General features: G+C 63.0%; 29 protein-coding genes. 15 read left to right on the top strand and 14 right to left on the bottom strand.

The window, feature by feature from the left end:
* Window positions 1–44: 44 nt before the first annotated feature.
* Genes NO877_RS09805 through NO877_RS09795 form a run of 3 tightly spaced genes read right to left on the bottom strand, consistent with a single transcriptional unit; the run spans window position 45 to window position 1,408 of the window.
* Entirely contained in the window at window positions 45–416 is a 372-nt protein-coding gene (locus NO877_RS09805; RefSeq protein WP_256396159.1) for a helix-turn-helix domain-containing protein, read from the bottom strand.
* 48 nt (window positions 417–464) lie between these two features.
* The gene (locus tag NO877_RS09800) at window positions 465–698 is read right to left on the bottom strand and encodes a DUF8001 family protein (protein ID WP_256396158.1); all 234 of its coding nucleotides are present in this window, start codon (window positions 696–698) and stop codon (window positions 465–467) included.
* A gap of 2 nt (window positions 699–700) precedes the next feature.
* Complete coding sequence (locus tag NO877_RS09795; protein ID WP_256396157.1) at window positions 701–1,408, bottom strand: DUF5828 family protein; 708 nt, start codon at window positions 1,406–1,408, stop codon at window positions 701–703.
* Window positions 1,409–1,573: 165 nt separating this feature from the next.
* Between NO877_RS09795 and NO877_RS09790 the strand changes: the two genes are divergently transcribed.
* Together NO877_RS09790 and NO877_RS09785 are read left to right on the top strand one after the other, a co-directional pair.
* The gene (locus NO877_RS09790) at window positions 1,574–2,092 is read left to right on the top strand and encodes a peptidylprolyl isomerase (RefSeq protein WP_256396156.1); all 519 of its coding nucleotides are present in this window, start codon (window positions 1,574–1,576) and stop codon (window positions 2,090–2,092) included.
* Window positions 2,093–2,260: 168 nt separating this feature from the next.
* Window positions 2,261–2,605 (top strand): DUF5802 family protein, encoded by a 345-nt coding sequence (locus NO877_RS09785; protein ID WP_256396155.1) that lies wholly within the window; start codon window positions 2,261–2,263, stop codon window positions 2,603–2,605.
* 21 nt (window positions 2,606–2,626) lie between these two features.
* On the opposite strand, the gene NO877_RS09780 is transcribed toward NO877_RS09785, so the two are convergent.
* A complete protein-coding gene (locus NO877_RS09780; RefSeq protein ID WP_256396154.1) occupies window positions 2,627–4,051 on the bottom strand; it encodes a DUF6498-containing protein in 1,425 nt (474 codons plus the stop codon).
* A gap of 106 nt (window positions 4,052–4,157) precedes the next feature.
* Here NO877_RS09780 and NO877_RS09775 point away from each other — a divergent pair, with 106 nt between their 5' ends.
* On the top strand, window positions 4,158–5,072 hold the full coding sequence (locus NO877_RS09775; RefSeq protein WP_256396153.1) for a Vms1/Ankzf1 family peptidyl-tRNA hydrolase: 915 nt from the start codon (window positions 4,158–4,160) through the stop codon (window positions 5,070–5,072).
* A gap of 36 nt (window positions 5,073–5,108) precedes the next feature.
* On the opposite strand, the gene NO877_RS09770 is transcribed toward NO877_RS09775, so the two are convergent.
* The 4 genes from NO877_RS09770 to NO877_RS09755 all read right to left on the bottom strand — a co-directional run bounded on the left by NO877_RS09770 (window position 5,109) and on the right by NO877_RS09755 (window position 8,104).
* Window positions 5,109–5,531, bottom strand: a complete 423-nt coding sequence (locus NO877_RS09770) for a universal stress protein (protein WP_256396152.1) — start codon at window positions 5,529–5,531, stop codon at window positions 5,109–5,111.
* 44 nt (window positions 5,532–5,575) lie between these two features.
* On the bottom strand, window positions 5,576–6,064 hold the full coding sequence (locus NO877_RS09765; protein WP_256396151.1) for an FxLYD domain-containing protein: 489 nt from the start codon (window positions 6,062–6,064) through the stop codon (window positions 5,576–5,578).
* Window positions 6,065–6,137: 73 nt separating this feature from the next.
* The gene (locus tag NO877_RS09760; protein ID WP_256396150.1) at window positions 6,138–7,163 is read right to left on the bottom strand and encodes a DUF7972 family membrane protein; all 1,026 of its coding nucleotides are present in this window, start codon (window positions 7,161–7,163) and stop codon (window positions 6,138–6,140) included.
* A 92-nt stretch (window positions 7,164–7,255) separates the two neighbouring features.
* Window positions 7,256–8,104 (bottom strand): PspA/IM30 family protein, encoded by an 849-nt coding sequence (locus NO877_RS09755; protein ID WP_256396149.1) that lies wholly within the window; start codon window positions 8,102–8,104, stop codon window positions 7,256–7,258.
* A 164-nt stretch (window positions 8,105–8,268) separates the two neighbouring features.
* On the opposite strand from NO877_RS09755, the gene NO877_RS09750 reads away from it, so the two are divergent.
* The 5 genes from NO877_RS09750 to NO877_RS09730 all read left to right on the top strand — a co-directional run bounded on the left by NO877_RS09750 (window position 8,269) and on the right by NO877_RS09730 (window position 12,962).
* Window positions 8,269–8,568 (top strand): hypothetical protein, encoded by a 300-nt coding sequence (locus NO877_RS09750; RefSeq protein ID WP_256396148.1) that lies wholly within the window; start codon window positions 8,269–8,271, stop codon window positions 8,566–8,568.
* A 113-nt stretch (window positions 8,569–8,681) separates the two neighbouring features.
* Window positions 8,682–9,794 (top strand): acyltransferase, encoded by a 1,113-nt coding sequence (locus tag NO877_RS09745; protein WP_256396147.1) that lies wholly within the window; start codon window positions 8,682–8,684, stop codon window positions 9,792–9,794.
* A 104-nt stretch (window positions 9,795–9,898) separates the two neighbouring features.
* Window positions 9,899–11,011 (top strand): acyltransferase, encoded by a 1,113-nt coding sequence (locus NO877_RS09740; RefSeq protein WP_256396146.1) that lies wholly within the window; start codon window positions 9,899–9,901, stop codon window positions 11,009–11,011.
* 45 nt (window positions 11,012–11,056) lie between these two features.
* Complete coding sequence (locus tag NO877_RS09735) at window positions 11,057–12,121, top strand: acetylserotonin O-methyltransferase (RefSeq protein WP_256396145.1); 1,065 nt, start codon at window positions 11,057–11,059, stop codon at window positions 12,119–12,121.
* A 106-nt stretch (window positions 12,122–12,227) separates the two neighbouring features.
* Window positions 12,228–12,962 carry a hypothetical protein gene (locus tag NO877_RS09730; RefSeq protein WP_256396144.1) on the top strand — a complete coding sequence of 245 codons (735 nt, stop codon included), beginning with the start codon at window positions 12,228–12,230 and terminating at the stop codon, window positions 12,960–12,962.
* Between the two features lie 73 nt (window positions 12,963–13,035).
* Here the strand turns inward: NO877_RS09730 and NO877_RS09725 are convergent, their stop codons facing one another.
* The 5 genes from NO877_RS09725 to NO877_RS09705 all read right to left on the bottom strand — a co-directional run bounded on the left by NO877_RS09725 (window position 13,036) and on the right by NO877_RS09705 (window position 16,928).
* On the bottom strand, window positions 13,036–13,365 hold the full coding sequence (locus tag NO877_RS09725; RefSeq protein WP_256396143.1) for a transcription factor S: 330 nt from the start codon (window positions 13,363–13,365) through the stop codon (window positions 13,036–13,038).
* A 23-nt stretch (window positions 13,366–13,388) separates the two neighbouring features.
* Window positions 13,389–14,072 carry a DUF8135 domain-containing protein gene (locus NO877_RS09720; protein WP_256396142.1) on the bottom strand — a complete coding sequence of 228 codons (684 nt, stop codon included), beginning with the start codon at window positions 14,070–14,072 and terminating at the stop codon, window positions 13,389–13,391.
* Window positions 14,069–14,914: a hypothetical protein gene (locus NO877_RS09715; protein WP_256396141.1), complete on the bottom strand. Its 846-nt coding sequence runs from the start codon at window positions 14,912–14,914 to the stop codon at window positions 14,069–14,071. Before NO877_RS09715 ends, NO877_RS09720 begins: the two co-directional genes overlap by 4 nt.
* Window positions 14,915–15,031: 117 nt before the next feature.
* Window positions 15,032–15,868, bottom strand: a complete 837-nt coding sequence (locus NO877_RS09710) for an RAD55 family ATPase (RefSeq protein ID WP_256396140.1) — start codon at window positions 15,866–15,868, stop codon at window positions 15,032–15,034.
* 82 nt (window positions 15,869–15,950) lie between these two features.
* The gene (locus tag NO877_RS09705; protein WP_256396139.1) at window positions 15,951–16,928 is read right to left on the bottom strand and encodes a beta-ribofuranosylaminobenzene 5'-phosphate synthase family protein; all 978 of its coding nucleotides are present in this window, start codon (window positions 16,926–16,928) and stop codon (window positions 15,951–15,953) included.
* A 98-nt stretch (window positions 16,929–17,026) separates the two neighbouring features.
* On the opposite strand from NO877_RS09705, the gene NO877_RS09700 reads away from it, so the two are divergent.
* A complete protein-coding gene (locus NO877_RS09700) occupies window positions 17,027–18,073 on the top strand; it encodes a saccharopine dehydrogenase family protein (protein ID WP_256396138.1) in 1,047 nt (348 codons plus the stop codon).
* Window positions 18,074–18,091: 18 nt separating this feature from the next.
* Here NO877_RS09700 and NO877_RS09695 read toward each other — a convergent pair whose 3' ends face one another.
* Window positions 18,092–18,601, bottom strand: a complete 510-nt coding sequence (locus tag NO877_RS09695) for a hypothetical protein (RefSeq protein ID WP_256396137.1) — start codon at window positions 18,599–18,601, stop codon at window positions 18,092–18,094.
* Window positions 18,602–19,009: 408 nt separating this feature from the next.
* Between NO877_RS09695 and NO877_RS09690 the strand changes: the two genes are divergently transcribed.
* The 6 genes from NO877_RS09690 to NO877_RS09665 all read left to right on the top strand — a co-directional run bounded on the left by NO877_RS09690 (window position 19,010) and on the right by NO877_RS09665 (window position 25,156).
* Entirely contained in the window at window positions 19,010–20,335 is a 1,326-nt protein-coding gene (locus tag NO877_RS09690) for a DUF389 domain-containing protein (protein WP_256396136.1), read from the top strand.
* A 127-nt stretch (window positions 20,336–20,462) separates the two neighbouring features.
* On the top strand, window positions 20,463–22,127 hold the full coding sequence (gene pyrG, locus NO877_RS09685; protein ID WP_256396135.1) for a CTP synthase: 1,665 nt from the start codon (window positions 20,463–20,465) through the stop codon (window positions 22,125–22,127).
* Window positions 22,128–23,045, top strand: a complete 918-nt coding sequence (guaA, locus tag NO877_RS09680; protein WP_256396134.1) for a glutamine-hydrolyzing GMP synthase — start codon at window positions 22,128–22,130, stop codon at window positions 23,043–23,045.
* On the top strand, window positions 23,045–23,377 hold the full coding sequence (locus NO877_RS09675; protein ID WP_256396133.1) for a DUF7126 family protein: 333 nt from the start codon (window positions 23,045–23,047) through the stop codon (window positions 23,375–23,377). The genes guaA and NO877_RS09675 overlap by 1 nt, the downstream gene beginning before the upstream one ends.
* Window positions 23,378–23,603: 226 nt before the next feature.
* A complete protein-coding gene (locus NO877_RS09670; RefSeq protein ID WP_256396132.1) occupies window positions 23,604–24,683 on the top strand; it encodes a hypothetical protein in 1,080 nt (359 codons plus the stop codon).
* A 290-nt stretch (window positions 24,684–24,973) separates the two neighbouring features.
* Entirely contained in the window at window positions 24,974–25,156 is a 183-nt protein-coding gene (locus tag NO877_RS09665) for an HVO_0416 family zinc finger protein (RefSeq protein WP_256396131.1), read from the top strand.
* Window positions 25,157–25,260 lie beyond the last annotated feature (104 nt).

Genomic DNA, 25,260 nt, shown 5'->3' with positions numbered 1-25,260 from the left:
CTGACGCGGCGGCCTCAAAAGCCGGTCGGTTGTCGGCAGCCTTCTTATCGGTCGCCGAACCCGTCGATCGAATCGTGGACCGCCTCGGCCCATTCGTCGAGGGCGTTGTGGAGCATCTCCTTGGCGGTCGGGAGCTCGACCGCGGTGTACTGGTAGACGTAGCCGCCCGGATCGAGGAGGCGGCGCTCCCGGTCGGCCAGCCCCTTTTCTCGGAGCGTCGACAGCGAGCGGTTGACGTTGCTCCGGTCGCGGTCGAGCGTCTCGGCCAGTTCCTCGACGGTACTGCCAGGGTTGTCCAGGAGCGTGAGATAGGTCCGGCTCTCGTGGTCACGGATGCCGAACACACACGAGAGGATGTGGGCGAACTCCGGCTCGGTGGTGCCCACGAGCGTTTCGATATCTGGCGAATCGGTCATACCCGTCCGTAGGACCGACCCACAGTAAAATCACGCGGCTTGGCGTGGCTACGTTCCGTACCCCATCTCGCGGACACACTCCCGCATCTCGCTCGCATCGCTATGTTTGTGGAGCCGGGTCGGCGTATCGCAGTAGTAGTGCGTCCCGTCGTACCGGAGGCTGATCTCCTTTGGCTGCCCGAGCATCTCGACGGTCACCAGGATTCGGCGACCGGCCGTGAGTTCGTCGACGATCGCTTCGGCCGTTCGGTCGCCGGGCTCGATGCGGAGTGGATCGGTCATTGTCAGTTGGTCGTCGACCGGGTGTCGTCGTTGTCCTGCGGTTCGGGCGGTTCGACGCCCTCGGCGGCTTCGACGCTTTCGGTCTCCTTTTCGGTGGTGACGTGCCATCGGTCGATGGTGTCCTCGTACTCGCCGAGCTGCTGGGAGACCGCTTCTTTCAGCTCGTCGTCGTTGACGTTGACCTCGAAGATGAATTCCTCGTCGCCGTTGCCCTGGGTCGACTTCTGGATGTTGGCACTGATGAGGTCGTTGTCGAAATAGTAGGGCGCGAGCTGTGTCATCACCTTCTGATACACGGTGGTCTCGACGGTTCGGATCGCCTTCCGGCCCACCGAGTCCGCCGCGCGGGTGACGTAGTCGATCGAATCCTGCCAGCGCTCGACCGCGCCCTCGTCGTCGCCCTCGTCCATCTTCTCGTAGGACTCAGAGAGCTTCTCACCCGCGGCTCGGACGTCGTCAGTCGCGGCCTTGCCCGCCTTTTCGCCTTCGCCCTCGGCGACGCTGGCCTGATCGGCCGTCTTCTCGTTGACGTCCTTGCTCAGCCGTTCGTGGGCTTTGGGTCGCCACTCGTTCCACTCCTCGAAGGCCGCTTCGAACGGCTTGCTCTCCGCGGTGCCCGTCTCCCGGAGTGCTTGGGTGATGCGTTCGCCGTGTTCGACGACGTCGCTCCACTCGCCGCGTACTTTGAAGCCGGAAATGCTCTCTTCCATCGGGTTGGAAGCGTCTTATGCAGGCGACCTACATAAACCTCGTTGAGCCGTGGCACCATGTCGACAGTGAGTGGTCTGCTCGCTGATTCACACCACGACGTCGGCTGGCCGAAACGACCGACCCCGAGACAGCACTGTTTTCACCGTGCCAGCCAGTCGACCTGTATGGCAAACCCAACCGCGACCCTACAGACGAACCACGGCGACATCACCGTCGAACTGTTCGAGGAGCGCGCTCCCAATACTGTCGGCAACTTCATCGGCCTCGCCACCGGCTCCAAGGAGTGGACCGACCCCGAGACCGGCGACACCGTCGAAAACCAGCCCCTCTACGAGGACGTCATCTTCCACCGCATCATTGAGGGCTTTATGATCCAGGGCGGCGACCCGACCGGCACCGGCCGCGGCGGCCCCGGCTACCAGTTCGACGACGAGTTCCACGACGAACTTACCCACGACAGCGCGGGCGTCCTTAGTATGGCCAACTCCGGGCCGAACACCAACGGCTCGCAGTTCTTCATCACCCTCGATGCCACCCCGCACCTCGACGGCAAACACTCGGTGTTCGGCGAAGTCATCGACGGTATGGACGTCGTCGAGGAGATCGGCTCGGTTCGCACCGACGGCAACGACAAACCCTACGACGATGTCGTCCTCGAATCGGTCGACGTCGAGTGGAACTAGGCCCCGTTTGGCCCCCTGCTCGACTGCTACTATTTAAACAAACGCCGACTACTACCGGTTCGCTGTCGACATTCCTTTGGTTGCCTGCCGAGGAGTCTCATTGCGGGTCTATATAAAACACCTCGACAACGCTTATCAGTCGCCATGGTATACCATGGCATGAATAGTATGTTCGAGCAATTTTCGGGCGGCTACTACCTCGGGAAACTGTACGTCGAGCCGCACGACGGCGAACGGGCAGTGATCCATCGGGACGACCACGAAGCGGTCAACGAGCAGTTGTATACGGACGGCGAGGGCATCGAGCGGCTCGACGCGCCGCTCGTGATGAAAGTCGACACCACACACTTCCCCGTCCACGGCGACGAGGGGGTTCCATCGGGAACGCTCGCTGTACCCGCCGAACTGCTCGATGAGACCTCGCCCAGCCAGCGCGAAGTGTTGCTGGCGAAGGCCAACCGTGCGATGGAGCTGTTGCAGTATTCGGGCTGGCAGCCAGCCACTGGCGTCTGAGCCTCGCTCCGGCCCCACCGACTACCGCTCACTTGCGGCTCGCCGCCAGAGGCCGACCGGAGCCAGCAGCAACACCGGGAGCAAAAACAGGAGGTTCAACACCGCGCCGGTCGAGGCCCACGGACCGACCACGGCGAGCCCGACGAGGCCACCGACCACCCCGGCCGCACCGACCGCTCCGGCCGCGAGACGTCGGTCGACCGCTGGCAGCTCCGTCGACCGTATTGGGAGTTCGAACGCCGTTAGCAACTGCTCCGGCTCGGCGATCGGGCCGACGGTTCGTTCAGTCTCGTCGTCTCCCCACCCCGTCGTCAGCGAGATCGTCCGGGTGTCGAGCAGCCGATCGGCCAGCCGGTTGCCGACGATCTCGACATCTCGGAGCACGTCGATCGGGGTCGACCACTGCGGCTCGTCGAGCCACGTGTCGTAGGCGACCAGTCGATCGCCGTACCGGCGGTATTCGAGCGGTCCGTATCTGTAGTAGTAGGCCGCCGTTTTCGCCGCCAGCGCGGCGGCGAACAGCCCGAACAGCGCGACCGTCACGCCGGTTACGGCTGTCCCGGAGCGTCCACTCCAGGAGATCACTGCAACTGACACGAGCCAGGCGATCACGAACGGTTTGAGATATCTCGGCACGACGGTCGTGAGCGTCCGGCCGACGGCGGTCAGCCACACCGCGCGGTCGGCCGTCGAGACGACCGCAGTGGGCGCGCTGTCGGGAACCTGTGGCCGGTCGGGACGCTCGGCCGGTGTGTCGGGGCCCGAGAGCCACGCCGTGAGCCGCCCTTCGGTCCCGTGGGTCGCCCGGAACGCCGACCACTCGATGACGAGTTTCCCGACGACGAACGCCCCGACCGCAAGGTCGACCCTGTCGCCGACTGCTGGCACGACAAACAGGAGAGCGGTCAGAAACAACGCCTGTCGCGCCGGGGTTTCGACGACCGCAAACGGCGAGGTAGTCTCGTAGCGGCCGTCGCCGATGTAGTCGCGGCCGATCTCGACGAGCTGGCCGACCGCCAGCGCCGCGAGGCTCACGACGACTTCCGGGCGCAGTACCGCGTCGACGAGCGGTAACTCCGGACCGAGCACGAACCCCACGAAGACGGCGAACCAGCCCGCGCCGCCAGCGACGGCGAGCGCGAACGGCACGTTCCGGGGGTGGACTGGCGGGAGCCACGAGACCGGCTTCAGACTGCCGCGCTTATTGACGAGGACAGCCTCGGAAAGATCGTATATGCTCTCGCGGTCCGTGCGTGGCGGCCGCTGGGCGAACAACGCCTTGGCCCCCGCGAGCGGAAACGACCACAGCACCTCCAGGACATAAATCACGACCACCGTCGACGCCTCCCAGCCGAAGACAGCGACACCGACCAGCGGAACCAGATTGGCGAGCAACACGGGTACGAACCCGGCGATGTCGGGGACCCGGTCTCTGGACGAGCGCATCAACTGTCAGACGTACGGACGGTCGATTTATAAGCGTCCCGAACCGGCAACTGCCGCTTGCAGCGCCGACCCAACGTTTCAAGTTCGCTGAACGCGCCCTTCCTGTATGCTTGACGAACTGCTCGGCCGGGCCGAACTCAAAGCGCGCATCCAGGAGTTAGAAGAGGAAAAACACCACCTGGAGCGCCAGCTGGCGGCCGAATCCGAGCGGCGATCCGATGCGGTCGCTGATCGCCAGCAGGCCGAACAGCGAGTCAACAAACTCGAAGACAAGATCATCGAACTCGAAGACCGCCTCGACCGCGAGGCCGACCGCGAGACGGCCACCGACCGCACCGTCCGCGGCACCGAATCGCTCCGTGGCGGCCGCCTCGCCGCGGTGCTCGACCGGCTCCGATCGTTTCAAACGGGGCCGGAAGGTGCGCTGAGTGCGGCGGTCGTCGACGCGGAGGCTGCCCTCCCGGAGACGGTCAGCGAGGCCGCGGGTGACTGTGGGCCGCTGGTTCGGCGTGCCGCGCCAGCTATTTATTATACTGATGACGCGGGGCTCGTCTCGGTCGCGCTCCGGCCGCCGATCACCCCCGAGGGATTCGTCGACTGGGCCGAGACGTTCCGGGTCGATGAGTCGTGGTTCCGACCCACTGGCAGCCTCGTGTTCGGGGTGGTCCGGGCCGACGTGTTCGCCGTCGGTGTCTACGAGGACGGCGATCGAACCGAGTTCGCAGGGTTCGAAAGCAACGTCAAATCCGACCACTCGAAGGGTGGGTTCTCACAGGGCCGCTTCGAGCGAATTCGGAACGAACAGATCGACGACCATCTCGACGAGGCCCGCGAGCTACTGGTCGACCACATCGATCGGGCCAACCCCGACCGGGTAATCCTGACCGGCGAGCAGTCGGTGCTCCAGGAACTGTCGGGCCTCGCCGACCACACCGCCAGCACCGATGCCGGTGGCAAACCCGAGGCGGCACTCGATCACGCGATGACGGATTTCTGGACGACACGGTTAGTCCGCTTTTAACCTCTGTTCTCCCGCCAGTAGCCGCCGACTACCAGCCTATCGGACGACTGTGACGGGCACCGGCGACCGCCGGACGACGGTCTCGGAGACGCTGCCCAAGAGGAGCCGAGCCGCCCCATCCCGGCCGTGGCTGCCCATCACGATCTCGTCGACCGCGTTGTCGTCCGCGTAGCCGACGATTTCGGTGGCTGCCCGCCCCACCAGCAGTTCGGTGTCGACGATGCGTTCGGCACCGACGATCTCGCGGGCCTCATCGAACAGTTCCTCGGCAAACTCCTGTTGTTCGTCGATGATTCCGGCGGTATCGGCGATCATTCCGTCGAGATCACCGGTCCCTGCGGCCGGGTTCAGAACGTGGACGACGACGAGTTCGGCGTCGGGAAACGTCTCGACTGTGTACCGCAGTGCCTCCTTCGACTGGGGTGAGCCATCGACCGGCACCAGTAGTGTTCGTGGCATTGCGTCGGTGTTCCCATGGCAGCTACTAAAATCATCGCGGGCGCTCACCCTGGCGTCCCGAGGGCCGTGATATCGTAGTACGCGATATCGCCCGGCGCTTCGAGCACGATCACGGTGAACCGCCACGACCGGCCACTGTCGAGGCCGCCCACGCGATCGAGGTACCGGCCGAGCAGTTGGTCATCGCCGTTGTAGACGCGCACACGGACCTCGCAGCTATCGATCCGGCTGCCCGCTCGGTTGACGACCGTCCCCTGGACTGTCGCGCCGAGATACCCCGACTCGAAGACGAACGCGTGGTCGGTGAGGTCGACGGCGCTCGTCGGTGCCACCGCATCGTTCGGCTCGGTCGTCGCCTGTTGGGTCGCCACCGAGAGTTCGGCGGTGGTTCGTGGCTCCGCAGCCGCCGGGAGCTCGACGGCCTCACGCTCGTAGTCCGGCCCGCCGCTACCGTCGGTACAGCCGGTGAGGCCGACCGTGAGGACGCTTCCGACACCACCGAGCAGCTGTCGGCGGCTTGGTCGACGAACCATTAGGGCCTCCCTACGCGACACTTGGCTTTCAGTCTGCGTGCCGTCCGACCGGGTGTCACGAACCAACCGTCCCTCATTCGACATCCCCCTCCCGTTCGGTCTCGCGCAGGATGAACGGCCCCATCGCAAGGGTGTGTTTGGCAACGGTTGCGATCCGCAGGATGAAGACGATAAAGACGACGAACGGAGCCACCCCGAGCGCAAAGCCCGCGCTGGCCAGCCAGACGAGGTTGTCGACCCCCAGTGTCGTCCCGTACAGAGTGGTCGCATCGACGTACATGAGGAACACCCCGACCACAGCTAGCGCGGGCACTGCAATATAAAGGAGCGCCCGCGAGAGGTTGATCAGCTCCCACTGGAAATACAGCGTCTTGAAGTGTTCTCGCGCCTCGCCGAAGAACTTCAACAGCGAGAGCAGTTCGTCGAGCGCCTCGTCGGCCTCGGTCGACAGCGACTCGCCGTGGTGGTGCTGTATCCGGCGGGCGGCGTAGATCTTCCAGGAGTAGTTGAAGTTGAGCGCGGCCAGCATCACCTCGAACGTCCCGAACTGCGCGCCGTCGAGCTCGTTCCTGACCGTCTCCGCGTTCCGGGTGACGTCCTCGACCAAGTCGTCGATCGGGTTGGACCGCTCGGCGTCGTGGTCCGCAGTCATCGTCTCGCCCAGTCGGGTGGCCCGGTCGTCGATCCCATCGAGGAGTTGATCCAGGAACGCCGCGGGCTCCGGATTGCTGACGCCAACGCCGAGTTTCGATTCGACGTCCGTCTGAAACTCCATCGACTCCTGCATCCGGTTGCGCTGGTCGCCGACCGCACCGAGCTCCTGTGAGAGCACGAGCTGGTTGATGGTGACAACGATCGAGGTGCCGGTGATGATCGCCCCGATAAACGGCGAAAACAGGTATCTGACACCGTTTTGGGTGGCCGCGATCTCGCGGAGCGGAGCCAATCCGAGCTGGCTCGTGACGACGAGAAGACTGAATATCCCGGCAAGGATGACTGCAACCAGCAGCCATCGGTCGGCCGCGATCAGCAGGCGTATCCAGTACCGACTCCCCGCGGTCCGGTCTTCGAGACGATCACTTGGGGCTGCGTCGCTCATTCGGTACTGCTACCGATGGGCGAGACTCCCAAAACAGTCCGGAGCCTCCCGCCTGGCCGACTGTCGTCCGCGCGTGGCTGTTCGCTCCCCGCTTAGGACTCGTCGTCTTTGAGTTCGTCCAGTTCGGCTTCGACTTCGGCGTCTTCGAGTTCGGCATCAACGTCGACGTCGCCCTCGGCGTTCAGCTCCTCGTCGAGATCGGCCGACGCCTCGTCGGCGGTGTCGGATTCTTCCTCGGCGGGTGCTTTCCCCATCTCGGCTTTCAGCGTATCGAGCTCGGAGTCGACCTCCCGGCTCGAAGAGAGCTCGTCGAGTTCGCGGTCGATGCTGTCCTTATCCGAGAGGGCGTCCTCGAAGGCTCCCGAGTCCTCCAGTTCGTCCATCGCCTCCGAACGGGCCTCCATCTCGTCGGTTCGCTCTTCGGCGCGCTCGATCGAGCGGGCGACGTCGTCCATCTCGTCGCCAACGCCGGTCATCGCTTCTGAAACCCTGGTCGAGGCCTCGGCGGCCTCGTAGCGGGCTTTCATCGTTTCCTTTTTGGTCTTGAACTCCTCGATCCGTCCCTGGAGCTTGTTTTTCTTCTCGACGAGGTTCTCCTGGGTGTTTTCGAGATCGGCGATCTGGGTCTCCAGCTCCTCGATCTGGGACATCTTCGATTTCTTCTTTTCGAGGGCCTGCCGGGCCAGATCGTCTCGATCCTGCTGGACGGCCTCCCGGGCCTGGCTGTTGTGTTTCTCGACGTTCTCTTCGAGCCGCCGTTTCTGGATCTCCAGACGCTTCTTCTGGGTCGTCAGGTCGGCGATTCCCTGTTTGACGTCCTGGAGTTCGTCGCGCATCTTCTCGTAGGAGTAGTCGAGCGTCTCGCTCGGATCCTCCGACCGATTGAGGATCGCGTTGATCTTCGACCGAATGACGTAGGAGGTTCGCGAAAGGATTCCCATAGCCGCCTTTGGGACAGGTCGGGCTTAAATCCTCATACAGTCGAACTCTCTCAGCACCGGTTTCGCGACGATATGGCGGTCGCTCCCAGTTCCGGTGGAAAAAAGCGACAGCATACGAACTGATAAGTTTGTGAGAACTCAGTAGTGAGTAAATACACCGATCCATGAACGACACCGAAGAAATCGACATCGTCGAGGAAAGCGAGGGCGAAAAGGAGCGGAAGGCGGCCGGACCGTACGGCGACGAGGGGATCGTCGAGGAAAGCGAGGGCGAAAAGGAGCGAAAAGCCGCCGGTCCGTACGGTGACAAAGGGGTTGTCACCGAGCGCGACACCGATGATAACGCGAAGTCGAACGCACCGTACGGTGATGGCATCGTCACCGAGCGCGACACCGACGACAACGCGAAGTCGAACGCGCCGTACGGCGGGGACGACGCGATCGACACCAGCGAGGACGCATAACCGCCCTCTTTCACCGCCGACCGACCCGAGAACCTAGTTTTCGAGACACATCACGCAAACCGGGTTGGATATACGCAAAAATACCCATTAGTAGCAGGGCGGTTGGTCGGATCATGGCCGACCGTATCTACAGCATCGACGCCATGCGGATCGTCGCTATGGTGTTTATCGTCATGATTCACACCGATCCGTTCGCCGGGCTCAACGACTACGGGAACATGACGACGTTCGTCATCAAGACGACCGCCCGGTTCGCGGTGCCGTTTTTCTTCATGACTTCGGGCTACTTCTTCGCGATCAAAGCCGCCCAGCGCGACCCGGCCGACTACGTCCGCAGCCGGGTGACGTCGATTAGCTCCATCTACGTGTTCGGACTGCTGCTCTGTGCGCCGACGTTCCTCGCCGGTCGGCTCGCCCGCGCCGCCGTCGACGGTCGCTCGCTTGAACAGACCGTCACCGAGAGCCTCACGGAGTACGTCGATCCCGTCGCCCTGTTCTACTACGGCACCTCCGTCTCGGATATCCTCTGGTTCCTCCCCGCGCTGCTGTTTTCGTTCCTCTTCGTCTATCCCTTCATCCGCTTTGATAAAGGGGCCTACGTGCTCCCGATTGCGCTGGCGTTCCATATCGTCGGCCTGCTGGGATCGACCTACACGATGTTCGTCGATATCCCCGTCGAGATTCGGGACGCGCTGTTTTTCGGCTTCTTTTATACGAGTCTCGGCTTTACGATCCGCAGTCGGGACTGGAAGCCGAGCGCCAGCCGGAGTCGGCTGCTCGGCGGGCTCGTCGTCGCCTTTGCGGCCCTGCAACTGGTCGAATACTATGTGTTAGGATACCTGCTGCGCGGCGAGGCCTTCGGCGCGTACGTCTATGCACCGAGCTACGGGATCTCGACGGCGCTGTTTACCGCGTCGCTGTTTCTGTTTCTCTTATCACGGCCGAAGCTCGGTGCCGACACGCCGCTGCCGTCGTGGGGGAGCTACGCGGTCGGCATCTACGTCGTCCATCCGGCGGTGTTCGCGCTGATCCGTGCCGGGCGCGACGTCCTGGAGGCGAGTGGCTACACCATCGATGGAACGATCCTCTGGCATCTGCTGTTGACGCCGACGCTGTTCGTCCTCTCGGTGTTGGTCTATCTGGCGGCCGACCGGCTCCGCGTCATCGAGATCGGCGGCACCCACTGGCCGGGCGAGCCGTGGCTGCGGGCGATTCGGTCGGGATAACGGCTCTCCCTTGTATTTAGAACTGCCAAAATCGGCAGTTCGACGGCTGAGGCGGACGAACGGATGAAAACAGTCATTTAACAGATGGCCGTTAGTGAACACCGATGGGCGAGCGAATCTACAGCCTCGATGCGATGCGAATCGTTGCGATGGGCTTCATCGTGATGATCCATACCGACCCGTTTCAGGGGGTCGGCACGCTGGGCAACATGGTTAACTTTGCAATTAAAACGACCGCCCGCTTCGCCGTGCCGTTCTTTTTCGTCACCGCTGGCTTCCTGTTCGCGCTCAAAACTGCCGACCGGGAGCCGACCGCCTACCTGAAAAAACGGGTCGCGTCGATCTCGTCGTTCTACGTGTTCGGATTGGCCTTGTCCGCGCCAGTGTTTTTCATCGGTCTCGTCGGCAGCGAGGCACTCGACGGTCGACCGCTGGCTCCGGCCGCCATCGAGACGGTCGCCGCGTTCCTCTCGCCGGTCGAACTGCTGTACTACGGCACCTCGGTCTCCGAAATCCTGTGGTTCCTCCCGGCGCTGGCGGTGTCGTTCCTCCTCGTATACGCCTTCATCGCGGTCGGTAAGCCCGGCTATCTGCTGCCGGTCGCGGCGGCGTTCCACGTCGTCGGCTTGCTTGGGACGAACTACACCATGTTCGTCGAGGTGCCCTTCGAGATCCGCGACGGGCTGTTTTTCGGCTTCTTTTATACCGGCCTCGGCTACACGATCGCCGCCCGCGACTGGCGGCCCTCGTCCGACCGCAGTCGGCGGTATCTCGCCGCGACGGGCGTGTTCGCTCTCGCCCAGTTCGGCGAGTTCTATGCGCTGGGCTACCCACTGCGCGGCGAGGCCTTCGGCGCGTACGTCTACGCGCCGAGCTACGGGATCACGACCGCGCTGCTGACAGCCTCGCTGTTTTTGTTCCTCCTCTCGCGGCCACAACTCGGTCGTGGGACGCCGCTGCCGTCGTGGGGGAGCTACGCCGTCGGGATCTACGTCTGCCACCCGGTGGTGTTTGCGGCCCTGCGGGCCGGACGTGAACTACTCGAAGCGGCTGGCTACCCGCTGGCAGCGACCCTCGGCTGGCATCTGCTGTCGACGCCCGCGACGTTCTTCGGCGCGCTCGCGGTCTACGTGCTGGCGTCCAAACTCCGCGTGATCGAGATCGGCGGCACGCATTGGCCGGGGGAGCCGTGGCTGCGGGCGATTCGGTCGGGATAGACACGCTTAGTAGCCTCCGTTGGAGTAGCCATTGGTCCGGTATCTATGACGACCGAAACGGAACCCACGACGACTGCTGCCGAATCGCACGACGAACACCTCGGCGACGCATACAAACTGGTCAGCGGCCTGTGGAGCGGTCGACTCCTGTATACGGCGGTGACGCTGGGCATCGTTGACGCGCTCGACGACACACCGACAGCCGCCGGGAGGCTCGCCGAGGAGTTGGAACTGGACGCCGAGGCCACCTACCGCCTGCTTCGAACGCTGGCACACTACGGCGTGCTCACCGAAGACGACGACCGACGGTTCACGCTCACGCCCGTCGGCGAGGTCTTCGAACCGGACCATCCCCAATCGATGCGGGCGTATCTCCGCTGTCTCCACAGCCCCGAGTGGGTCTCAGCGATGTTTCATCTCCCAGAGATCGTCGAGGAAGGCCAACCGGGCGGATTCACCCGCGAGTTCGGCACTGACATCTTCGAGTATATCGACGCGAACCCTGAGTTCGGCGAGACGTTCAACGACTTCATGACCGCCGAGACGCGGCGACAGACAGAGGGGATTCTGGCTGCACTCGCCGACGCTGTCGACGGGCTCTCCCATCTCTGTGCGGTCGGGGGCGGCCATGGCTATCTGTTGAGTCGTCTCCTGGACGCCCACGCCCACCTCGACGGAACCGTCCTCGAACGGCCGAGCGTCGTCGACGCGACCGCCGACCACTGGGCCCCGAAACTCGGCGTCGACGATCGCTGTCAGTACGTCGGCGGGGATATGTTCGAGTCGGTGCCGACTGCCGACGGCTACCTTCTCAAATGGGTGCTTCACGACTGGAGCGACGAGGAGTGTGTCGAGATCCTCTCGACGATCCACGATGCCGCCCCGGCCGACGGTCGGCTGTTCGTCATCGAGGCAATCGTTCCGGGCCCCGACAGACCGGGGTTCGCCAAACGGCTGGATATGACGATGCTGGTCCACATGGATGGCCGCGAGCGCACCGACGCGGAGTATCGGTCGCTCTTCGAGCAATCGGGATGGGAACTGGTTGACCGGAGCGAACCCGACGGAGATATGAGCGTCCTCGAAGCAAAAAAGCGTGAGTGCCGTTAGTTGTACTCTCGCCATCTATAGCCGCACTTCTTGTACTTGCGAAATCATGACTTGAGCGCATGTTCGTAACAGGAAATTATTAATTCGAGTATGAATATCTTGACCTATGCCAGATGATCCATGGTTAGGTCCTCAACATCTTCCAGCTGAAGGTGATGAAGTCTATGTTGGTTGGGTTGATTTAATGGGTGTTGGAGATGCAATGAGTAGGAGCTATCAATCTGCTGCAGTCAATGTGGGGAAGCTTTTCGCAGCGGTTGCGAATCATAGGTTTGTTGGAAATGTTGAAGTGTACCCTATGGTAGATGGAATGTACATATTATCTGACGATGATCCAAACGATGATGAACCGATGTATATCCCAACTATCCTGAGTAACATATTTAGACAGTTTGGAAATTTAACATATATGAGGGATAATGACGCTAGTGATAATTATGGCCCTTGGTTAGGTTTCCTACTGAGAGGAGGAATAGCACAAGGTGTAGTATATCATGGATCCGATTTCGATTCCAATGGGGATTCTGACATTTCAAATGTTGATTGGTTAGATAGTATTCCATTTGGTGAACCAATAGCAAATGCACACAATATTGAAAGAGGGTTAGCTCCCTACGGAATTGGAATTCATGAATCTGCATCAGACAATCCTCGTAACTGGAAATGGTGGGAATCATATGATGATGATACTCGCCAAAATATTATAAGCTATTTAGAAAATCATTTCTCTTGGTGTATGAGTAACATTGATCAGTTGTCTTACGAAGAAAGCCGGTTGTATGTTCATATAAACCGAGCAGAAGCCTATTTTGATCTACCAGACGGATATTTTGATATTTGACACAAATAATAATTTATGGACTTAAAACGCAATCCAGTCACAAACGATAATCTAAGCCATTGTGTCATTAGTCTCAGTTGTACTCTCGCCACCGATACCCGCACTCTTTACATTTGAAAAACCGCGTCGGCGGCTCGTCGGCCGCGCCGGTCTGTTTGATCGTGTACCACGCCTCGCCGTGGCCGCATTCCTCGCAGACGATATCGTCGGCGGTCGGTTTCCCCTCGAACTCCGCGCCCTCTTCGGTTTCGATAAGTTCGTCGCCGCTCTGGGACTCGGTTGAGGTAAACTGGGCGGCGCGCTCTGTGTCCTGTTCGGCGGTTGCCCCGCAGTCCTCGTTGGAACAGACCATCACGCCGTCTTCGGAGCGCATCATCGACCCGCAGTCATCGCAGAATTGCATACCGGGGGTTGGGGCTCCGGCAGTTAATGACCGTCGTTCAGGATCGTCCGATCGGGGCCAGTGTCGGTGACCACCGGGCAGTTCCGCACGCGGAACCGGCCGTCCTTGAGCACCTCGATGATTTCGGTGCCAGCGTGCCCACAACTCACGGTCGGCGGCTCACTGAAGTAGGGACACTGCTGGCAGTAGGCCCGCTTGTCGACGAGCGTCTCGGTGTCGCCCTCGCTGCCGGTCGATCGATCGCGAGTCGGCCCGTCGGCCGAAGCCCCGACAGACGGCTCGACCGGCTCCGCATCGATCGGGTCATCGGCCTCGTCGTCGGCCGCCTCGCCCTCGAACGACTTGGCCTCGGCCTCGGCACCGGCCAGCTCGTCCCAGAGGGCTTCTCCGTCGACCGCCGAGACGTCCATCTCGTCGAACACCTCGTCGGCGTCGGGCGCATCCCCGGTGTTCGGCAGCTGCTCGTCGACCGTCGCCTGTTCAGGCTCGCCGAACGCGTCCGTCGGCGGGTCGTCGCTCGGCTCGGGGTCGGTGACCGCCTCGGACTCGACAGGGTCAGCCTCGATCGCTTCGGCTTCGATGAACTCCTCGTCGTTCGAATCCTGGTCGGCGAACTCTTCGATCTCGCTTGGATCGTCCTCGGCGAACTCCTCGACTTCGTCCCAGAGATCCTCGCTCGACTCCTCGTCCCCGTCGCGTCCGCTCATTGGTCGTTCCGGTGGGTATGGCCGTCGTCGACTGGTTGTGTGTCAGTGCCGTCGGCATCGAACGGCTCTTCGGTCGTCGATCCGGCTTCGAGCGCCGGTCGGTCGGCGATCGTGAGCCACGCCGATTTGAAGAACATCGATCCCGGCTCGATCCCATCGAAGACGCTCCGGCAGTGCGGGCAGGCGGGCTCGACGAGCAGCCCCAGCTGGACCGTCTCGTTGCAGTTGTTACACCGGGCCTTCTCGATTTCCTCGCGGGCTGCTGTTTCGAGGAGTTCCGCGAGCGCGGTCTGATGAGTGATGTGGCTCTCGACCCGTTTCAGTCGCCGCCGGAGGTCGACGACCGCGCCAGCAAGCCGGTCGGCCTTCGTTTCGAGCGTCTCGACGGACTCCGAGACCGACCCCAGTTCGCCTTCGGCCACTCCGAGGCGGTCCTCGACCATCTCGTCGAGCGTCTCGACCTCGGCCTCGATGCCCTCGATCGATGCTCGAAGCTCCTCGTGGCTGTGGTCGGCTGGTGCGCGCGAGCGGGCCTCCTTGACCACATCGACGATCCGTGACCGGAGGTCCTCGACGTGTTCATCGAGTTCGGCTTCGAGTGCCTCGATCCGGTCGGCGTCGGGGTCAGAGTCGCTTTCGAGGGCCGCGATACGTGCTTCGAGCTCCGAAAGCGTCGTCTCTAAGACCTCGTCTTCGTCGGCGTTTTCTGCGAGCAGTCGGTAGGATGCAACCGCACGAGCAAGCACCGTCTCTCGGCTGTCTCCCGTCTCGGCTGTCCGATCGGCGATCCACTCCTCGATCCCCGACGGAAGTGGTGCCGGATCTTCCTGCTCACTCGCCATTGATATCTTCCTATCATTCCTCAAACTTAAATATCCACCATAACTGATTGGACACTATTTCCGGTCCTGAGAACGCGTTCGGCACTGGAACCGACTGTATCCCGAAATTGGATGTCGCTACCGGATCTTCCGGACGTTACTGAGGTCGTAGCCCCCCTCGTGGATCTCGCTTTCGAACTGGACGATATCCTCCTGTTCGAGCCGCGAGAGGACCCCACGGAACTGTTTGACGACCATGACACGAGCCCGTTTCGAGCCGCCGGTCTCCCACGAGAAGTTGATCGTTCCGCTGGCGGCATCCGACAGTTGGCCGAGTCGGGTGGGTGTCAGCGTCTCCTCGCTGGCCAACACGAGAATGAGGCCGCCCCACTGGGCGGCGGCGCGTTTGAGCCCGCGGATCAACATCGGGATATCCTGCCACTCCAAATCGTCGCCCAGCGCGCTCAGGAGGTCGGTAATCGCATCGAAGACGACGAGGTTCCCCGAGGCGTGTTCGGTGAGGTAGTCCCCGAGGACGCTGAGCACTTTTTCGCGGTTGCCGCCGCCGCTGAGATCCGAGAGATCGGTCGTCCGCCCGAGATACCAGTCCTGTGGTATGCGACTGGACTGGAAGTATTCGACCGACAGATCCTGATAGTTGATGTGGTCGATGGCGTCGTCGACGATGTCGTCGGACATCGTATACCGGAGCTCCTGTTCGAGTGTCTCCTTCGAGGAGGTAAACGAGACGTAGTGGACTTCCGGCGGCAAAATTGCCCCCTCGGGAAGCTCGCCGTAGTGGAGGTCGAAGAGGTCGTCGTTCGTATGCGCGAGGGCATTCATCGCCGCGCTCGTGTAGACGAACTCCCGGGCTCCCGCCCCCGCCTCGCCCGACAGCAGCACGACGCTCCCCGGCGGCGCACCCCCCTCCAGGAGCGAGTCGAGCCGCGAGATACCGAACGGAATATCCTGCATACTGACCACTATTCGGGCCACTCCTTAGCCGTTACGACGACCCTACACCGGCAATCGGAGCCGACTGCCAACGCTCTCCGTGCTACTCCGGTCGGTGACCTCCGTCGACGCTGGCCCCCCGGTTCCGCCCGCTGGCGATCACGACCTCGCCGTCGAGTCCGGCGTCGGCGAGCGCAGCCTCCCCGGCGCTCCGGGCGGCGGCCGCGTTTGCCGCGTCGGTGACGCCGTAGACGGCCGGTCCCCAGGAGGACTGTCCGGCCCCGTAGACGGCAGGTTCGGCGGCCAAGGCGCCGACGAGTTCGCCCACCGGCGGCCGGTAGACGCCGCCCTGCTCGTCGGCGTACCACGTGCCGTTGAGCCGCCCGATCTCGGCGACGGCGCTCCCGAACCGGTCGGCGTTGCCCGTCGCGATCGCGGGCAGTACACGCCGATTGATCAGTCCCGCGATCCGGTCGGCGGGATCTGGATCGGCCCGCTCGACGACCCCGCGGATGCTCTCCTCTTCGGTCTCGCCGCTCCGGCCGGGCTCGGCGTCGGGCAGGACGACCAGGAACCGCCAGTCGTCGGGAATCCGGTGGCGGGCCGCGACCGGTGGGACCGTCCACGCGCCGTCGACCGGTCGGTCGGTCGTAAACCGCGCGGTCGGATGGCCGCCGTCGAGGACGAACCCGCCGCCCTCGAAGGTGGCGACGCCGATTCCCGACCGTCCCCCACGGCCGAGTTTCGGCGCGAGCGACCGGACGTCGATCGATCGGTCGTAGGCACCCCCGACGGCCACTGCAACCGCCAGCGCCAACTGCGTCCCGCTGCCGAGGCCGACGTGCTGGGGGAGGGGGTCGGTGACGGTGACCGATGCTCCTGGAACCTCCAGGAGGTCACAGACGGTCTCGACAGTTCGTTCACAACGCTGGGGGGCGTCGACCCGGTCGGCTGGCTCGGCCCGAAGCGAGAGCCGTGGGCGGTCGAGTGCGACGCCGAGGGCTCCGTACAGCCGTTCGTGGGCCAACGAGAGGTTTCCGAAGCCGAAATGTAGCCGCGATCCAACGTCGACCCTCGTCATACCCCCCGTTTGGACCCCGCCGGTATTCGGGTTTCGACGGTGGCAACGATAGCCCACTCGCCTACAGGCTTTTTGTGTCGACGTACCAACCGATCCGTATGGACTCCCTGCTGATCTATGGCGCGTACGGATACACGGGTGAACTCATCTCTCGGACGGCCGCCGACCGTGGGTTCGATCCCATACTGGCCGGACGCGACCCCGACCGCCTCCACCCACTCGGAACGGAACTCGACTGTCGAAGCCGTGCGTTCGGTCTGACTGGCGATATCGAAGCCCAGCTCTCGGGGGTCGATGCGGTACTCAACTGTGCCGGACCGTTCGAAACGACCGCCGAACCGCTGGTCGAGGCCTGTCTAAACCGGGGGGTCGACTATCTCGATATTACGGGCGAACTCCCGGTCTTCGAGCGACTCGCCCGCCGGGACGGGGCGGCCAGCGACGCGGGCATCACGCTCATGCCCGGCGTCGGCTACGACGTGGTGCCGACCGACTCGCTGGCTGCGCATCTCCAAAAGCGACTCCCGGAGGCGACGCATCTCTCCTTGGCACTCTCGGCGTCGGGGTCGCTCTCCGGTGGGACGCTCAAGACCCTTATAAACGGGTTCGGCTCGGGGAGTGCGGTCCGCGAGGACGGCCAACTCCGGGCGATTCCCACGGCGTCCAAACAGCGGGTCGTCGACTTCGGGGCGGGCACCGAGACGGTGATGACGATCCCGTGGGGCGATCTCTCGACGGCCTACCGGACGACCGGCATCCCCAACATCGCGGTCTACGTGGCGGTCCCGGACGCGGTTCGACACGCGCTCATGGTCGCCCGACCCTTCGAGGGCGTGCTGGCGACCGAACTGGTCCAGCGATTTTTAAAAGGACTCGTCGATCGATTCGTCGAGGGGCCGAGCGAGGCCGACCGGAAAAAGAATGAAACGATTGTGTGGGGCGAAGCCTGGAGCGAAGAAAGCGGCGAGACCGTCCAGTCGATCCTCCGGACGCCCGACACCTACGCGCTGACTGTCGAGGCCGCGTTGGCCTGCGCCGAGCGTGTCACCGCGGGTGAGGCCCCAGCCGGAGTTGCCACACCTGCGGGCGCGTTCGGTCCCGATCTCGTCGTCGAACTCCCCGGTGTGACTCGGCAGGATCGGTGAGTCGGGGGCGTCGCTCGATCACCCCACCTGTCTGCTTTCACGAACGGTGACCGTTTCCTCCTCGGAGTCGATAGTGGTGACGATGGTGATCCAGCCGTCGGTCTCGTCGATCGCGTAGGCCTCGCTCAACGAGAGGTCGACTCGCTTGGTCGTGGTGGTAGAGTCACCACCGTCGAGCGTGCCGACCGCCTCGGTACCCTCCCAAACGAGCTCTTCGGTACTGTTTTCGCCAGCGAAGATGCTGGTGGAGACGGTCACCGATTCGGCCGGTTCGTCCTGGCTGTTCTCGACGGTCGCGGTCACGTCACGACAGGTCTCGCCGCAGTCGTCGATCCCCTCGACGGCGAACGCGAACGGCTCCGCCGCGGCGGCTTCGTCGTCCGTCTCGCTGGGCAACGCCTCGGTGTCGCTCCCGAAGCTGGGCTCGCTTCCAGGAGTCGGGCCGATGTCGGAGGAGATGGCCGCGCCGAGTCCACCGACCACCAGTACCGCGACAAGGAGTCCACCGGCGAGGAGCCGTCGGCTCACCGCCGGATCGCCCCCCGTGGCTGGTGCCGATGTCTCGTCGACGTTGCGTGTCTCAAACCGCGAGTGTGTGTCATTGGTATACAAACGGCGTGTGGTGTGGATCGTGGGACTGTCGTGGTCGACCGTGAGGCGGTGGACTGGCCAGCGTTCTCGGCTGGGCCGCCGACCGAACTACTCCGCGACGCGCCGAGGGTGTCGACCTCGCCGTCCTGGACCGACTGGATGGGTCACGCTTTGACCCCAATTTGTGCCGGATCGTACGGATTTTTGGAGGGTTGACGACGAGTTGTGGCGATACAGAGAAGTGTGTCTCGCTCCACATGATTGTAGTGGCCGGTTGGCTCAGCGCGCGGTCGGCACCGGTCAGACGGCCACGAGTCTTTTGAGCGGTGGCGTGGTGCCTCCGGTGTGCGCCAGTTGCAGGTCCTCGTCGACGACGATACCCGCGAGGCCGTTGCCGATCTGTTCACCGAGGAGGGTGTCGACTACGTCCGGCAGGAGGCATGGACCGACGGCCGCCGAGGGTGGCTGTTTTCGGCCCCCGTCCCCAGCGACTCGATCGGCTACCTGTTAGGACGGCTCGACGAGGTCGGCCTCGACAAAGACCAGTACACCGTCATCGGGAGCCTCGAAAGCGCGGTCACTCCCAACGACAAGGCCCTCCAGGCCCGGTTCGCCAGCGATTTCGACCCGCTCACACAGCCGGAGCTTCGCTCGAAAGCCACCGATATGAGTTCGGACCCGACCTCGTTTCTGTCGATGATTTTTCTGAGTGCGGTCATCGCCGTCGTGGGACTCCTCATGGATTCGCCGGCGATCATCGTCGGCTCGATGGTGATCGCGCCGATCGTCGGCCCGGTGTTGACCGCGACCGTCGGTGCTGTCACCGGCGACCGACGAATGCTGCTCGATAGCATCTGGCTCCAAGCGAGCGGCCTCGCCGTGGCAGTCGCCGGGGCCGCACTGTTTTCGGGAATCGTCTATGTCACGGGATTCGTGCCCCAGCAGCTCGCTGTCACCGCCATCGAACTGATCGGTGTCCGTCTCTCGCCGGGAGTGCTTTCGGTCACCGTCGGACTCGCTGCGGGGGCCGCGGGCGCGTTCGGACTCACGACCAAGGGCCCGACCTCACTGATCGGCGTCATGATCGCGGCGGCACTGATTCCGGCGGCCGCAACCACCGGGATCGCGATCGTCTGGCGCGAGCCGCGGCTCGCGGTCGGCTCGCTGTTACTCTTGGTGGTGACGATGGTACTGATCAACCTCGGTGCGTTTCTCGTGTTGGTCGCGATGGGCTACCGACCCGACGAATCCGGGTGGCTCCTCGGCTCGGCCTCACGGCGCGAAACAGTCGCTGTCATCGCGACTGCGGTTGCCTTGGTGCTGGTCGTCGGAACCGTTGGCGTTGGGACCGCCCAGCAGGTGGGCTTTGATCGACAGGTCACCACCGAGGTTAACAGCCTCGCACAACAGCCCGACTACCGGTCGATCGACCCGATTGCTGTTCGGACCGAATACAGCGACGACACGCTCCTCGCCCAGCCGGAAACCGTGACGGTCCATTTCGCCTACACCGGCAGTGGTGACCCGCCCGCTGTCGCCGCCGAACTGGAAGATCGAATCAGTACCGCAACTGGTGAGCCGGTGACGGTTCGGACCAGATTCACCGACTACAATCGGACGAGTTCGCTCACTCAGCCGAACACGAGCGTTCAACGTCTCACCGAACAATAGTCGCCAGTAGCCGCCGACTACGCTGCCTCGGTCGCCCAGTAGCCGTCGACTACCGTGCCCATGCCAACACGAGACAGCCCATCGACCCCATCGAAACCGTTTTGACGAAACCTTGCGGACAGTCAGTATGCCGACGGAACCCACCACGGGATATGACCCCACACTGGGGCGGAAGTTCATTTTTGTAACGGGAGGTGTGATGTCCGGGCTCGGAAAGGGAATTACAGCCGCGAGTACGGGCCGACTGCTGGCCAACGCTGGCTTCGACGTCACGGCGGTCAAAGTCGACCCCTATTTAAACGTCGACGCCGGGACGATGAATCCCTACGAGCACGGGGAGGTGTACGTCCTCAAGGACGGCGGCGAGGTCGACCTCGATCTGGGGAACTACGAGCGGTTCCTCGGGATCGACATGACCTCGGATCACAACGTCACCACGGGCAAAACGTATCAGAGCGTGATCGAGGCCGAGCGGGCGGGCGACTACCTCGGCAAAACGGTCCAGATCATCCCCCACGTCACTGACGATATCAAGCGGCGGATTCGGGAGGCCGCCGAAGGCACCGACGTCTGTATCGTCGAGATCGGCGGCACCGTCGGCGACATCGAGTCGATGCCCTTCCTGGAGTCCCTCCGGCAGTTCGCCAGCGAGGAGGACGACGAGGATCTCCTCTTCATGCACGTCACCCTCGTCCCCGACTCGATGAACGGCGAGCAGAAGACCAAACCCACCCAACACAGCGTCAAGGAGCTCCGCTCGATCGGGCTGCAGCCGGATATTCTCGTTGGGCGGAACGAAGAGCGGCTCGAAGAGGGAACCAAGACCAAGATCGCCCGCTTCTGTGACGTCTCGACCGAGGCGGTCTTTTCGAATCCTGACGTCGACGACATCTACAAGGTCCCGCTGATGGTCGAAGACGAAGGATTAGACGAGCACGTGATGGACCGACTCGGGATCAGCGAGGGGGCCCTCCCCAAGGCCGACCGCTCCCAGCGCTGGCGCGAACTGGTCACCCGCGACCGCGAGGGTACCGTCGAGATCGCCCTGGTCGGCAAGTACGGCCTCGAAGACGCCTATATGTCGATCCACGAGGCGCTGAAACACGCCGGGATCGAACAGGAAGTCGACGTCGAGGTGCTGTGGGTCGACTCCGACGAGATGCACGACGACCACCGCGACCGACTCCGACGGGCCGACGGGATCATCGTCCCCGGCGGCTTCGGCTCCCGTGGCACCGACGGCAAGATCGAGGCCGTCCGGTATGCCCGCGAGAACGACGTACCCTTCCTCGGGCTCTGTCTCGGCTTCCAGATGGCGGTCATCGAGCAGGCCCGCAACGTCCTCGGACTGGAGGGCGCACACTCCGCGGAGATCGACGAAGAGACGCCCCATCCCGTCATCGATATCCTCCCCGAACAGAAGGAGATCGACGACATGGGCGGGACGATGCGGCTCGGCGCACACGAAACGCAGATCGACCCCGGCACGCTGGCCGAGGCGATCTATGAATCCGATTCCTGCACGGAGCGGCACCGCCATCGCTACGAGGTCAACCCCAACTACATCGAACAGCTCGAATCCGAGACCATGACGTTCTCCGGCACTGCGGGCCGACGTATGGAGATCCTGGAGCTCGACGATCATCCCTTCTTCCTCGGTACGCAGTTCCACCCCGAGTTCCGCTCCCGTCCCGACCGCGCCAGCCCGCCGTTCGTCGGCTTCCTAGATGCCGTCATTGACCGCAGCGAATCCGAAACCCAGACGACAGCCGAAGACGAGGTTACTGTTTAAATGGTTAATCCAACTGAGTTCATCGACGAGGCAGTCGAATCGATTACAGAGCAGATCGGCGACGACAACGCGATCATCGCGCTGTCGGGCGGCGTCGACTCGTCGGTCGCCGCGACGCTCGCCTATCGGGCGGTCGGCGACCAGCTCACGCCAGTGTATGTCGACACTGGCCTGATGCGCAAAGGCGAGACCGACCAGATCCGCGAGACCTTCTCATTTATGGAGAGCCTCGAAATCGTCGACGCCCGCGAACGGTTCCTGGAGGCCCTCGCTGGCGTCACCGACCCCGAGGAGAAGCGCAAGGTCATCGGCGAGCAGTTCATCCGGGAGTTCGAACGTGAGGCCAAAGAGACCGACGCCAAACAGCTGGTCCAAGGCACGATCTATCCGGACCGCATCGAATCTGAGGGTAACATCAAATCCCACCACAACGTCGGGGGCCTCCCGGACGTGGTCGACTTCGAGGGCATTGTTGAGCCTGTCCGCGACCTCTACAAGGACGAAGTCCGAGAGGTCGCCCGCGAACTCGAACTCGAAGAGATCATCTCCGAGCGAATGCCGTTCCCCGGCCCCGGCCTCGCCGTCCGAATCATCGGCGAGGTCACTCCCGAGAAGGTCGAGGTGGCCCGCGAGTCCTGCCACGTCGTCGAAGAGGAACTCGAAGAGTACGAGCCGTGGCAGGCCTTCGCCGCCGTCATCGGCAAGGCCACCGGTGTCAAGGGTGACAACCGGGTCCACGGCTGGGTCGTCGCAGTGCGGTCGGTCGAGAGCCGCGACGGGATGACCGCTCGGGCCCAGGAGATCGACTGGCAGACACTCCAGCGTATCCAGAGCCGGATCACCGGCGAAAACGAGAACGTCGCCCGCGTCGTCTACGACGTCACACACAAGCCGCCAGCGACCATCGAGTACGAGTAATGGACCAAGTCGCAATCGTCGCCGGACCCGACCCCGAGGGTGTCGGCGACGCACTGGAAGCCGAGGGGCTCGCCGTGAGCCGGATCACTGATGTCGTCTCCGGAGAGACGCTTCGGGCGGCCAACATCGACGCCGCCGATCTGCTGGTGTTGACCGACGTGGCCGAAGCGACCGGGATTTCGGTCGCCAAGGACCGCAACCCCGACGTGCGGGCGGTCGTCTACAGCCGCGAGTCGCTGCCGGAGTTCGCCAAGGGACAGGCCGATCTGGCTGTCGACCCGGCGCTGCTGGCTGCGGACGTAGTGGCTGAGGAACTGGCTGCCGACAGTTAGTCGACGGTGTGTGATTTTTCGGATCTGTTGAGCTAGCGACGCGCGCGGTCGACTTTGACGATCTCATCCGCTTGACTACCCACCGACCGCCGTGAAGATTTCAGCATTTTTTGCCGAATTTCGTTTCTAGTATTTAAAACCAGCGACGTTTTCGGGGGTAATCCGGCGCAAATCGGCTCCACTACTGTTCTGATTGATGTACTATCCACCAGTACGATAGATCGCAATGAACAGACGTCCGATCATGCTGCTCGTCCTGATGGGCTGTTTGCTCATGGCTGTTCCTGCCATGGCAACGACTGTCGGGGCGCAGACGGCAGACGACGGAACGACGAACGAAACGAACACGACGAACGACACCGCCTTCGCGTTCGACGCGACCCTCGACAACGAGACGGTGACCGTCTCGGTCACCTCGAACGACACGGCCGTCGACAACGCGTCGGTCGCGGTCAACGGCAGTTCGGCGGGCACGACCGACGAGAACGGTACCCTCCAGTTCGGCCTCGATAACCGTTCGGCGGTCGAGATCGGAGTGACGGTCGACAACACGACCCAGTCGACGACCTACGAGGTAGTCGACGGCAGTCTCGTCGAGCAGACCGAACCCACCGACGAGACGACCGACTTCGTTTCCGATGCGACCCTCGACAACGAGACGGTGACCCTCTCGGTCACCTCGAACGGCACGGCCGTCGAGAACGCGACAGTCGCGGTCAACGGAAGCGATGTAGGCTCCACTGACGCAAACGGAACCCTCCAGTTCCCTCTCGAGAACCGATCGGCGGTCGAGATTGCAGTGACGGTCGACGGGACCACCCAGACGATGACCTACGAGGTTGTCGCCGGTGAACTCGTCACCCAAGAGAGCGCGGAGGACGCACAGGAAGTCCCCGACGAGGCAGCCGACCAGGTTTCGTCGATTCAGAAACTGATCTCGGCGTTCCGTAACGGCGAGTTCGAGAAACTCGGTCCGATCGTCTCGGAAGCCGCCGGTCGTGGGCCGCCAGCCGACGTCGGCAACGGCTCCGATAACGCGCCAGAAAACCCGGGCAATGCACCAGAGAACGCTGGCAACGGACAGGGCAACTCACCGGACCAAGCGGGCAACGGCTCCGGTAACGCGCCGGAAGACGCGGGCAACGGGCAAGACGGCGCGGGTAACGGACGGGACAACAGCGGGGCCAACGGTGGCTCTGACCGCGGCGGGAGCGGTGGTCAGGGTCAGGGGAACGGCGGCTCCAGTAACAGTGGCGGCCAGGGCAATGGCGGCCAAGGTAACGGACAGGGCGCTGGCGGTCAGTAAGTAGCTGTCCGGTCGACAGCAACCACCGACACAGTTACGAACGCATCCCACTGCGGGCATCACATTCCGGGCACCCTCCAACCGCGAGGGACGGTCTGCGGGCACTCGGACAGGGACGTTCGTCCCAGTATCGGGCAGTCAGACCTGTGCACCCCACGATTCGATATCGCCGCAATACCGGTCGACTACACCCTTTTGACACGGTTTGGACGATCCGTTTCACCGAGTCGGGGCAATCACCTCCAGGAGCCAAACAGCTAAGTGGGTGACACACGTTATCACGATACAGTATGGCCTCAGCACAGAACACTGACGAGGAGTTGTTCGACGAGTTCCTTTCGGCGAACGGGCACGAAACGACACCGGCTGGCTGGGACCACTCGTATAACAAAAAGCAGTGTCCCGAGTGCGGAGGCATCCACGATGACGGCGCACAGCAGTGTTCCGTCTGTGGCTGGTTCCCCGAACGGTAGCCCGGCAGCGCCAGCCGACTGCGCTGTGCGACCGATTTTCCCGCGAGCGGCCTACAGGCGTCGGCTCTCACGGCCCGAAGTCACGTCGTTTATCAGGTCGGGGC

Source organism: Halohasta litorea (assembly GCF_024494645.1).
In the GTDB taxonomy this organism is placed as follows: domain Archaea; phylum Halobacteriota; class Halobacteria; order Halobacteriales; family Haloferacaceae; genus Halohasta; species Halohasta litorea.
This window is presented reverse-complemented; position numbering and strand designations above follow the sequence as displayed.